We start from the raw sequence: 12,140 nt of genomic DNA, 5'->3' as shown, positions 1-12,140 counted from the left end.
AAGGACTGATACCATCTTTCAGAGAAGCTAAAGACCTAGGTATTCCCGTTTGCCATGGTGATCACTCGTTTCAACGTCCACCTCAGCAGCAGTGGGATACATTCTTGGCCGCGATTTTCGCAATGCGAAACGATCGCCAAAGCTAGGTCAGGTTTTGCATGTTTCTTCAAAACTTTAGCCACCACTTTTTTCGGTGGAATAGGGTGGTCATATGGGATCTTAACCATGTCCCTGAAAAAGCTTTCAAACCCATTCATATACAAATAATGTTCTATGTCTTTATCAGGTAGCTCGGTTAAGCGATGTCGCTCTTGGTCGTTACCGAGCTTAGAGTGAACTGTTGCGGCGTACTTTTTACCTGCGGCATCACCATCAGTAACCACATGCCAATCAATACCAAACTCTTGTGCGACTTTAATTAGCGCTTTTAATCCAGACTGAGCAAACTCAATGATCTGTACACCTTCAGCAGCAAGGTTATATCCGCATTGGTTGGCTAATTCGTTAAACAGCCAAACCTCTGTTTCACCTTCGACTAACAACCAACATCGAGCAAACAGTGCACCAGATCGGTGGAATCGAATATGAAAACCAATTCTCCTTAGTTCATCTTTACTGAAGTGATTCATGTTCAATTGATTAGCGATGGTTTTGTCTGATTGACGAACCAAACGGCGAATTGATTGCAATGGAACAGCGGCAAGCAACTCACCACTATTAGTAGTAAGGATTTTCTGCATCGGCAGCTTTTGTAATAGGCTCCAAGCTCTTGCTAAGTGAGTAGGGTGCAATCGACCCTCTGGATCTTCTAAGATCAAAAGTGGGCGTGCACAACGCCTCAATTCGTTTGGCCCTTTAGCTTGGAGGTAAGCGTTTAATAAACCCATGAACAACAGGCGTGTTTGTTTATTATTGGTTTCTTCTACGAGCTGGTGGATACTCTGGTCGTTAGCACCAGCAGAATAGAGCAATCCATCTCTCTGTTTTCTTGGATTACGGCGAGAACTACTTTTGAAAGAGAAATAGTGTCCAACCAAGCTTTGCATCGACTGTAAGCTACTGCGCATTTCACCTTTGTTTACATGACCAGGGATCGCCATTAGACGACGGCAGGTATTATCGATTCGCTTTTCGATTCTAGCTTGGCGCGCGTTACCATTCTTGCCATTGCCATTGCCATTGCCATTGCCATTGCCATTGCCATTGCCATTGTTTGAATTTCCGTTCCCGTTTGGCGTGACCGTCTTAGCGTTGAAAGGGCGATCAAAATGCCTTGCATCGCGTAAGCGAATGACCGGATGCAAGGTCATTAATTCTTGTGCGAGTTTTTCTGAATGGTGCAGTTTGAGAGGATTACCATCTAACCCTAAGAATGCATAGTGGGTGGTGGTTTCGTATTGCTCCAACGTCGCGCTGATTCGGTAATAAATGCGACAAACACCAAATTCATCTTGGACCCAGATGGGCTTGAGCTTGCGGTAACGGCCTGCATTCAATTCGCTCTTGTCGTTGGCTTTGAGCGACAGGACGATTTGGAGATGTTGAGACTGCGGGTGTGAAACTGAGTAATCGACATGAAAATCGGTCATTTCAAAGTGGTATGGCACACCGTCTGAAGGAAGAACGACGGAAAGGGCATCCAGTAATGAAGACTTACCCCAAGTATTTTCACCAATAAGCGTGGTTAGCTCGTCAAACGCCAATGACATGCGTTTGATACCTCGAAAGCCAGAAATCTCGATTCTTTCTAGTTGCATAGGCTTACTCCTAACGGAAGGCTCTGCTAATTGTTTGAAAGCTAACAGATATCTTTAATCATAATCGAAAAATAGATAATCGGTATGCTCGTCTGTCACAAAACCCAATCTTTGTTTATACGCCGCAAAATGAGGTTTTTGATCTATATCGAGTATTTTTTTGCAGTGCAGTTTCATAAAATTCACGATTCTGTCATGATTCCCGACCTAGTATGAAGGGACAAAGAGAGAAGAAAATATGACTAAAAAGAATAAGCCAACAAAGATTGTGTTGGCACACATCAACGACACCCACTCATACTTTGAACCAACGTCATTACAGCTATCACTTAAAATGAACAACCACATCATTGAACCTTATGTCAGTGCTGGTGGTTTCGCTCGAATTGCAACACGCTTTAAACAGATTCAACAAGACGCCCAACGACAAAAGGTTGGAACCCTTTTCCTTCACGCTGGGGACTGCTTTCAAGGCACTTTGTACTTCTCACTCTTCAAAGGTAAAGCCAACGCCGATCTACTGAATGCGCTGAATATAGACGCAATGACCCTTGGTAATCACGAATTGGACATGGGTAATGAACCTGTTGCTATGTTCGCAAAGAAGATCCAATTTCCATTCTTAGCTGGTAACTGGAATTTGTCGAATGAGGATATCAATAAAACTCATACGTTAGCGGACAACGAAATTGTTAAACCTTACTTAACTGAAACACGAAGTGCTTCTTTTATAACGAAGGAGTTCGATGGCGAAAAAGTCGCTATTTTCGGATTGAGTATCGACAAGATGGCCAGTATTGCCAACCCTGATATCGATACACCATTTGAAAATGCGCTAGAAACTGCGAAAGCGACAATAGAACAGATTCATAAAGCCGGTATCAATAAAATTGTTTTACTCAGTCACCTTGGTTACGAAGCCGATTTAGAGCTTGCGGCTAATGTATCTGGTATTGGCGTGATTGTTGGCGGGCACAGCCACCGATTACAAGGTGATTTCTCGGGTATCGGCCTGGTTAAGGACGATGACTACGGCGTTAAAGTGGGCGATACCTACGTCGTGCAAGCTGGCTTTCACGCAATGAGCCTCGGCCATTGCGAAATAGAGTTTGATACACAGGGTAAAGTGATTCAGTTCAACGGTAAAAATGAATTATTGTTAGGGCGTCGACTATTTATAGATGCTAAGTTGAGTGAGGTTGGGCAGGACGATGCTCATGATATGGCGTTTGAGTATCTTAATAATCACCCGAACATATCGGTGTGTAAGAAAGATCCTGAGCTGCAAAGCATCCTTACGGATAAGTATCAGCCTAGGGTCAGTAAACTGCAGCAACAAGTAATTGCTCATGCAGACACAAAGCTTCGCCATGTTCGAATCCCTGACGAAAATGGACCGAGCCAACTAGCACCGCTCGTCGCACAATCATTCCATTATTTTATGAACCAAAAAGGTCATCGGGTAGACTTCGCCATCCATAACTCTGGTGGGGTAAGAAACTCACTCAATAGCGGTGATGTGTCCGTTGCCGATATTGCCGGAAAGATACTACCGTTTGCCGTACCTATTGGAATATATGATATAAGAGGCGAGACCATTGCCGCTATGCTAGAAGGTGCCATCAATAATGCATTGGATAACGGCGTAGTGGGGACAGGATCTGGCAGCTTTCCTTATACCCATAACTTAAGGTTTTGTTACCACAAAGAAGCGCCAATCGGGCACCGTATTCATCACTTGGAAATTCATTCAGAAGAGTCAGGTTGGCAGCCAGTTTCCCGTGAACGTATTTACCGAGGCGCATCTTCGGCTTACACAATGAAAGGGAAAGAGGGTTACAACGCTGTACTGGATATGATTGGTGACGGTATCGTAACGACTTATTCGATGGCCGACTGCTTTATTGCGTTTTTAAAAGACAATCCAGAGTCACTAAAATACAACGAGCCACTAAATTGCATGGAGTGTTTTAGGTAAACATCTGCAAAATGAACCATTTATAAAATTGGCACTGTTTATGCTTAGTTTCTATGGCAAGTTCCTGTGGAGGCAAAGCATGAATAGGAAAGATTGGTTGGATGCAGCCGCTGTTGTTGGCTGGGTTTCTGTTTGGTCTGCATTAGTATATTTCGTTCCAATGGCGGGAATATAGCATACCTAGGCTCAGTATCTTAACGTGTTGTTAGTTTGCTTCAGAGCGAGCTAACAGCATGAGTGGTGTTGTCGGAATCAATACGAGTTTCGTATTGATAACGGACGCAAATAAAAAAGAAGCGTTTTGCTTCTTTTTTATTCATTCAATTTTTTAGTCATTTCTGAAAATTTACCTAGACGAAACAAAGTTTGCGGAATACTATCCATGCGTTTGGGGATTAGTTAGCGCAAGTTTACGTATCGTCATCTCGTTAGGCCAAGTGTCTATCCGGTGCGTAAAGGTGAAATCCCGTATTTTACTTCAACGAGACCAACGCAATCACAGTCAAGATCCGATGTGGACCTTGATATGCTTTGTTTGCGGAAGGTCTTTGCCCAGCTCTTCCGCCCGGAGGAATCATGAACTCAACTCAACCTCTTTTAACTACCAATAGTGAATCCTTTTTTTATCGCCAATCATAACCACCTATGTGGGATTTTTCCTACTGACGGTCGTTCTCGTCTCTATTGATCTCTATCAGACTCGTGGAGGTAACGTCACAATCCAAAAAGCGGCAATCTGGAGTGTTTTCTGGTTCTTGCTAGCATTCTTGTTTGCAGGTTCTATCTACCTGTTTTGGGATATTTACGCGCCAAACAGTGATTACACTGCACAGAAAGCGACCGTATCATTTATTACTGGTTACTTGTTGGAAAAATCACTTAGTGTCGATAATTTATTCGTGTTTGCGATGATCCTCGCGCAATACCAAGTTCCTGAACATCTGAGACCTCGTGCACTTCTTTGGGGGTTATTGGCGCGTTGGTGTTACGTGCAATCATGATCGCGTTAGGCGCGCAATTACTCACTGAATACCACTGGGTGCTTTATGTATTTGCTGCGTTCCTAATCGTTACAGGTCTCAAACTAGCATTAGACAAGGGCAAAGAGGAGAGTGTGAATACACTACCTGAAAAGCTACTTCGTAAAATTATGCCAGTGACAGAAGATTTTCATGGCACAGCTTTGATGATAAAACAAGGTGCAAAATGTGTGTTGACACCAATGATGTTGGTGATAGGTGCGATAGCTGTGATGGACGTAATGTTCGCTTTGGACTCTATACCAGCGATCTTCGCGGTAACTCAAGAACCATTCCTTGTACTTGCAGCTAACGTCTTTGCATTACTTGGCCTGCGTTCTCTGTATTTTGTACTGCAAGGCATGATGGACAAGCTCATCTACTTAAAAGCTGCACTATCATTCATCATGGTGTTCATTGGTGTGAAAATGCTACTGGTTGATAGCGAGTGGGCTATCCCGACACACTGGTCTCTAGCGGTATTGGTTTCTACCATGACGATTGCGGTTATAGCGTCGATTTACGCAAAGAAGCCAGCTACAAAACAAGTAAGTTGAAACAAATATAACTTATCGAAAACTCGATAAGTTATACGTGATCAATGAAGCAAGAAATTTATTTATGTAAATATTTTGTGATGTTGACCACCTTCTCTTGTAGTCTTTTTAGACTAAATTCATGGTTTAAGCATTATTGTGAATTGTTAGTCAGCATTGTTGAATAGGTATTTTGAAGTGTTGTTAATGGTTTGTTTTATTAGAAAAACTAATCTAAAGGTCTAAATTTAGTCATTTTTTAACCTGCAAAAGATCACTTATTATTCTTGCCATCAGAATGATACATACAAACAAGTTTATAGAGAGGCAATCATGGCTCAAGCAATACAAATGAATACTATCGCTGTTCCTAACTCTATGGATAAGAAGACCTACTCGGTTAACTTCAAAGGATTGATTGCACACATTTTTGATATTCTTTTCGTAGACAACTCTCCACGTAGTTACTACGCAAGCGACCTATCTGGTCACATGCAGCGCGATATCGGTATCAACCGTTAATTTAAGCGCAAAAGCATAGAGTAGATGAAATAAAGAATTGAAAAAACGCCAGCTTCTCAAGCTGGCGTTTTTGTATCTGGATGAGTTTGAATCTGAAAGAAGAAGTGATGTGTCTAGGCCTTTAGATACGTCGAATCTGTAAGGGGCAAAGTATGTTACACGCCAAATGCAGCTTACGGTCAATTACAAAGGTGGCTATGTAGATCATGTCGCTTTATTGGTTATGAACGAAGCCACTAGTGTTAAAGCAGGGTAAAACAGAGGCAAAAAGTTAAAGCACGATTTCGTCGTAGTTTACGCTGGTTACCAGCGTGGTGAATCGAAATGGCAATTCAATGTGGATTTCACGCCGTAGTCGCCAAACCCGATGCTATTGCAGTGTGGCTAACAGGGCACAACTCATATACACCTGAACAAACGGTAGCAGGGTGGTTAAACTAGCTCGGCGTAAAGCAAACTCACGGCAAACAACCTATGGAGGCGATAAAGCTGGTCGCGCTGTCGTTTCATAGAGTGTGAATTGGTTTAATTTGCTGTGACTGGTTAGAAAGAGGTGATTTAGTTACGTAATAGTGCTGAAGTACGTTAATATAGCGGGCTATTATTTTAGCTTTGAGTTCCTGCAATTAATGACTAACACCACGACACCAACCAACTTCTCTGATCTTGGCTTAATTTCTCCACTGATGGCTCGCCTTCGTGAGCTTGAATATCAACAGCCAACACCTATCCAAGCGCAAGTTATTCCTAGTGTGTTAGCAGGACGTGATTTGATTGCAGGTGCGAATACGGGTTCTGGCAAAACCGCTGCATTTGCACTTCCTCTGTTACAACAGATCCATGAAGGCGCACCTTTAGGCCGTCGTTCGGGCAAAGGTAACTTCGTTTCTGGTCTTATCTTAGTGCCTACTCGTGAACTGGCGAAGCAAGTTGCTGACAGCGTTAAGTCTTACGCTGTTCACTTTAACGGTGCGATTAAGACAGTTTGTGTATTTGGTGGTGTGTCTGTGAACACGCAGATGCAAGCGTTACGCGGCGGTACGGATATCTTAGTGGCGACGCCAGGCCGCCTGCTTGACCTAATCTCAAGCAACGCAATCAAGCTTGATAAAGTGAACACATTAGTGCTTGATGAAGCCGACCGTATGTTAAGCCTTGGTTTTACAGAAGAACTAGGCGCTATCTTGAAGCTATTACCGAGCAAAAAGCAAACTCTGTTGTTCTCTGCCACCTTCCCTGAGCAAGTTCAAGCTCTAACTGAAGAGCTACTTAATGACCCTCTAGAGGTTCAACTGCAAAGCGCTAACGCAAGTACACTGGTTCAGCGCGTATTCGAAGTAGAGAAAGGTCGCAAAACCGCTCTATTAGCGCATTTAATCAAGCAACACGAATGGCGCCAAGCTCTGATCTTCGTGAATGCAAAGAACAGCTGTGAACACCTAGCAGACAAGCTTTATAAGCGTGGCATCATTGCAGAAGTCTTCCACGGTGATAAAGGGCAGGGTTCTCGTACACGTATCCTTGAAGATTTTAAATCTGGCGAGATCGACGTTCTGATCGCGACAGACATCGCAGCACGTGGTCTGGATATCGAAAAGCTTCCAGTAGTTATCAACTTTGATTTACCGCGTAGCCCATCAGATTACATGCACCGTATTGGCCGAAGTGGTCGTGCCGGTGAGGTTGGCTTAGCACTATCTCTGATCGATCACGAAGACTACCATCACTTCAAAATCATCGAGAAGAAGAACAAGATTCGTCTTGAGCGTGAACAAATCGAAGGTTTTGAGGTTGATGCAGAAGCGGTTGCTGAACTGATTGCAGCGCTTAAACCTGTTGCGCCACCTGCTGGCACAGGCAAGAAGAAAAAGAAGAAGAAAGCGGCACAAAATCAAGATGTGTGGCTGAAAAACAACTAAATAGTAGGATAGTAGATATAAGAAAGGCGCTCAATTGAGCGCCTTTTCTTTTTCTATCAGATTTCATTTCTCGTCTTCACGGCGTTGAGATCGCGGGGCTTTCTCATCGTGAGATTGAAAAACAGTTGATGAAGCCGTTACGCGAGGGGCTGTACTCCATCAGTTATATTCGTTCGATATTTCAGGCGTTAAAAGTGGCATTTAACCAGGCGAAAAAGATGAACAAAATCGGCCATAACCCGCTCAATGACATGGTGTTTACTGACTTTGTGAAGGCCAAAATCAAACCAAAGGGCTGTAACTTGCTCGTCGGACATACACCAGGCTTACTTCAGCAGTTTGGTGAAGCCGAGCCATTGACTCGGATGTTGTGCTTGATGATGGTGAGCCACGGTACCCGCATTGGTGAAACGCGAAAAGCGAAGTGGTGCAACATTTGTTTTGTCACCAAGCGTTGGAAGGTCCCGATACGTGATGCGAAGACAAGAAAAGAGATCTTATATCCACTCACCGATGAATGGGTCAGTTTGCTGCAGGCCTACAAAGCCTGGCAATTGGCGAATCATTACAAGGGGAACAATCTCTTTCCTTCTTCTAAGCGAGACTTGAGGCCAATATCAAGCGCTGATGCCACTCAGATGATCAGAGCCATAGCGAATGGTCAATGGACGGGTCATGACTTAAGAAAGTTAGCGCGTACTGTGTGGGCGGATATCGGGATTGATTACCTGGTTGCAGAAACATTGTTGAATCATGCAAAGGGAAAACTGGAACAAGCGTATATCCACACTTACATCGAGCTGCAGAAGTCAGAAGCTCTTAAAACGTATCATTCTTGGCTAAAAAATTGCTGGCGAGACTGTTTTATAGCTGATTTTTAAAAAACGTTCACATTAAAAATGATCAGTTAGATCAACAAGTAAAAGCCATTGAGATCATAATTGCAAAGGACAGTATTAGCATGGGTAATTTTGACCAAAAAGGTGAGGTGAGTCACGCTTTAGTGGCTGCTGCGCGACTTGTCCCGCACCAGGTGAAATGGGTGAAGTTAAGCAAGACACAATTAAAGGTATTAGATTCGATAAAGCAGGGTGAGGAAGTGACAGCGCAACTTATTGCTGAGCGATGTGATTTGTCACCAAGTTGGGCAAGTTCTCTTTTGAGAAGTTTATATCTGAGATGCTACCTAACAAGAACGAGTGTAGGGCTAGATTTTGGGGGCATTGAGTTTCGTTACAAGCGATAGTGGTGCAGATTTGGAATGACTCAAAGAATGGCTCCCATCATGTCAATCGAGAAGAGACTGGGAGCTAATAGTGTTCACAGTATTAGTATTGGGTCAATTTGCTATCAAGCGTATAGCCACCGACAAGTATAGCAATATTAGTAACAACTTTTACATACCAAAGTGCGTACCAGGCCGTGGAAACTTCAACTTGAGAGCTAACATAATAATCGTAAGATGAAATGGCGGTTGAGGTCGTTCCCCAATAATCTAATGCAGGAAACCACGAAGAGTAAAATGCAGCTAGAAAAAGTGGCCAAATTGAAAAGCTAGAATAGCTATAATTGAATGCGAACTTCCAAAACAAAGCACAAGCAGTAGCTAAAGTTATTTTACCAAGAACTTCCAAACCGATATCGAATGGTAGCCCTAGCCATTCAGAGAATCGCCAAACTAAAAAAATACCAATAGCTGCAATTAAAAAGGCTACTTGGTTGCTGTTCGATGTAGTCATAATTATCCTTTTTGTGTATGAATTTTGGATAAATTATCACCAGGCGCTGTATGAGTAAACAGTAATCTTAGAGGCAAAGTATCTGTGAAGTTATTGATAGTATTGATTCTAATAGCAAGGGAGGACTATTGTAAGTCGAAGTCAATTAGAGCGTTGAATATGAATAGTACGTTCAATTTAGAATGCTTTCTAATGTTATCAACTCTTGTAATATCGATTGATTATGGTCTTACTAAAAATAGAACTTAGGTTCTTTTAGGAGTAGAGAGTAAGCAAACGCGGCTACACCTCGCGAAATAAAAATTTTTCGTACTCTATGGCCACCACCACTGGTATGACGCGAACTGGCTAATATTCAACTTAGCTTTCGAGCGTGATGCGTAACGGTATCGTACCTTGCAAGCTTCTCATCCATTCTAAATGTTTGTGGCGCTAAAACGTTTTTGGACAAAAGCTTGTCAGCTTAAATGACTTAGTTGCATCAAGATCAGGTATGAAAAAGCATCTTGAAACCATGGTCTCTTGTTATGTTTGCTTCCAGTTTTCGCGTAACATAGCGTAATAAATATGATTTGTTATGCGTCCGTTTAAGTTTTCTGCGTTTGTGATTATACCCTCTTGAACAAAACCCAAGCGCTCACAAACACCACGGCTCGGCATATTTCCCTCACTTACTGGTATTTCTACCTTGTCAATATCAAGATATTTAAATGCCCAATCAATTAAGAACTTACAACTTGATGTCATAATTCCTTTGCCTTGAAGATGTTGTGATAACCAATAACCGATTTCTAATTTTTTTAGAGTCAGATCGATATAGTTAAAACCTATGCAACCGACAACATCCGATTTGTAGAGTATGAAGCACACTAGAGATTTTCCATCAGCATACTTATGCAATGAATCTTTTACGAAATTCTTGTAATGCTCAATTTCTTTCGTATGTGCTGGCCACGCCATCCACTCCGATAAATATACATTCTGTTCTTGAATTATGCTGAATACTTCTCCAACTCGATGATAATTAATTAACTCTAGACTTAACTCATCATGAATTTTTAGACTAAACATTTAAACTCTCCCTGCTTAGTTAGCTCTAGGTATGCTTGCAAACATAACGCCCGATTAAGTAGCCCGAAACGCACAACAATTGTTTCTGTATAGCGCCGTAACCACTGAATTAATTGCAAACCAAAGATGCCACGCGTTGCGAATCCCTCTTGAACAGTTTGTCAGCATTATAGTTCCCACCCAGACTTATATGTTCTAGCACTTAATAAACTACAGAGCTCATCCATTACTTTCATAGATTTTTCAAGCCTGGGTAGCCTTTCATCCGAAAGGGTATCATTGACCCAGTGACGATTATGAACATACAAGTTGTAAGGATTGATAATACACTTGAAATCAATGCTTAGTGACGTCGAGAGCGCAGAATCAGCCATGTAACTATGAGGTAGCCCTGCTGAGGTTACAAACGTCACCACTTTATCGAAGAGTGCGCCAGTTAAGCTACCATCAGGAGGTGTAGACCCAACATATTCAATGTATTTCTTTAACTCAGAACAACATCCCCAGTTATAAATTGGGCTGCATAAAACAATACCACTCGCCTCAGACGTTAACTTATGTAACGCCTTATATTGTTCCGTATAATATATTTTGTCATTGTCAAAATTTGGCACATCAAGCTCCGCCAAATCAACAAATTTAATTTGTCTATCCAACGATTGTAGTTCGTCAATACATAGCTTAGCGATTTGACGACTTCGGCTATTTGGATCCAAGCTCGAACTTACTACCAAAATATACATGTTATCTCCTGTCGAATGCTAACGCTTTTTAAACGGCTTTCAGCCGTTTTTCATACTCCTATCATGCAATCTTTGTGAACGTAGTTCAATTAACAATCAATAGGTTAGTGATATGTATTGACCATTAGATTGCAAGATGACGCATAATTTTTAAAAAGCTTACGTCGGCACTCTCTCGGATAACGGCAGGTAAGGCAAACTTACAATTGCAGATTGTGGTTAGACTTTAGCGCTGAGAAGGAACGGGGCATTTTTGATTTACGGCCATTGTTTGATTCGTGTTTGATTGCGCTCTTGATCAAATTTTGCCTAGAGCAACTGATGAAAAAACCTGTTTAGAAAACGTAAGTGAAGGTTGTAAAGAAATGGGAGCTAAGGGGTGTTTAGTAGGGTAGGAGTGTAGTTTTTTTGATTAAAATGAGATGCTCAGAAGAAGGTATTTTTAAGAGAAAAATGGGCTTTTCAAACTACTGTATAACTACACCATTATTACATCATAACTACACCAAAAAAAGTAAGGTTATTATTTTTTAGGGTATAAAGTCTTTATCTTCAATGGCTTAGGGTGGGTGTGGTCGCTTTTTGAGGGCTCAGAAACGGTGAAACCCCAATGTTGGTAGCATCGAGCGAAACCATTTATTATCTTTGGGGCAATTTGAAGGCTGGAATAGGTTAGCTTATTCCATCTATAACAAAGAAAATCGCCAATCAAATATAACCAGATTCCCTAAATTTGCCCGATAAACAGTAATATAGGGGTATAGCGACCCTTTGGGGCAATCTGCACAAGCAGTAGTGGTCTTTGGGGCAAAATTGGGGCATTTTGAAGAGTAGAATAGGGCAATATATTCCACCG

Annotated in this window: 8 protein-coding genes and 1 pseudogene; 5 read left to right on the top strand and 4 right to left on the bottom strand. The window is 42.0% G+C overall.

Features of this window, described 5'->3' with window-relative positions; translation table 11 throughout:
* Positions 1 to 35: 35 nt before the first annotated feature.
* Positions 36 to 1,757, bottom strand: a complete 1,722-nt coding sequence (locus tag ACTRWI_RS09775) for an ATP-dependent endonuclease (protein WP_499130894.1) — start codon at positions 1,755 to 1,757, stop codon at positions 36 to 38.
* Between the two features lie 238 nt (positions 1,758 to 1,995).
* On the opposite strand from ACTRWI_RS09775, the gene ACTRWI_RS09770 reads away from it, so the two are divergent.
* The 5 genes and pseudogenes from ACTRWI_RS09770 (at position 1,996) to ACTRWI_RS09750 (ending at position 8,612) form a co-directional block, all read left to right on the top strand.
* Positions 1,996 to 3,735 carry a bifunctional metallophosphatase/5'-nucleotidase gene (locus ACTRWI_RS09770; protein WP_499130893.1) on the top strand — a complete coding sequence of 580 codons (1,740 nt, stop codon included), beginning with the start codon at positions 1,996 to 1,998 and terminating at the stop codon, positions 3,733 to 3,735.
* A gap of 647 nt (positions 3,736 to 4,382) precedes the next feature.
* Positions 4,383 to 5,311, top strand: a pseudogene (locus ACTRWI_RS09765) (TerC/Alx family metal homeostasis membrane protein).
* 312 nt (positions 5,312 to 5,623) lie between these two features.
* On the top strand, positions 5,624 to 5,812 hold the full coding sequence (locus tag ACTRWI_RS09760) for a hypothetical protein (RefSeq protein WP_499130892.1): 189 nt from the start codon (positions 5,624 to 5,626) through the stop codon (positions 5,810 to 5,812).
* A 629-nt stretch (positions 5,813 to 6,441) separates the two neighbouring features.
* On the top strand, positions 6,442 to 7,731 hold the full coding sequence (locus ACTRWI_RS09755) for a DEAD/DEAH box helicase (protein WP_499130891.1): 1,290 nt from the start codon (positions 6,442 to 6,444) through the stop codon (positions 7,729 to 7,731).
* A 218-nt stretch (positions 7,732 to 7,949) separates the two neighbouring features.
* Positions 7,950 to 8,612, top strand: a complete 663-nt coding sequence (locus ACTRWI_RS09750; protein ID WP_499130890.1) for a tyrosine-type recombinase/integrase — start codon at positions 7,950 to 7,952, stop codon at positions 8,610 to 8,612.
* A 447-nt stretch (positions 8,613 to 9,059) separates the two neighbouring features.
* Here the strand turns inward: ACTRWI_RS09750 and ACTRWI_RS09745 are convergent, their stop codons facing one another.
* From ACTRWI_RS09745 to ACTRWI_RS09735, 3 genes are all read right to left on the bottom strand, one after another.
* Entirely contained in the window at positions 9,060 to 9,470 is a 411-nt protein-coding gene (locus tag ACTRWI_RS09745) for a hypothetical protein (protein WP_499130889.1), read from the bottom strand.
* 525 nt (positions 9,471 to 9,995) lie between these two features.
* Positions 9,996 to 10,541, bottom strand: a complete 546-nt coding sequence (locus tag ACTRWI_RS09740; RefSeq protein WP_499130888.1) for a GNAT family N-acetyltransferase — start codon at positions 10,539 to 10,541, stop codon at positions 9,996 to 9,998.
* Positions 10,542 to 10,708: 167 nt separating this feature from the next.
* A complete protein-coding gene (locus ACTRWI_RS09735) occupies positions 10,709 to 11,284 on the bottom strand; it encodes an NADPH-dependent FMN reductase (protein ID WP_499130887.1) in 576 nt (191 codons plus the stop codon).
* Between the last annotated feature and the right edge of the window lie 856 nt (positions 11,285 to 12,140).

This window comes from Pseudoalteromonas sp. G5_S1_14_S5 (assembly GCF_054968605.1).
Note: the sequence above shows the minus strand (reverse complement) of the source record. Positions and strands in the feature narration are given on the sequence as shown.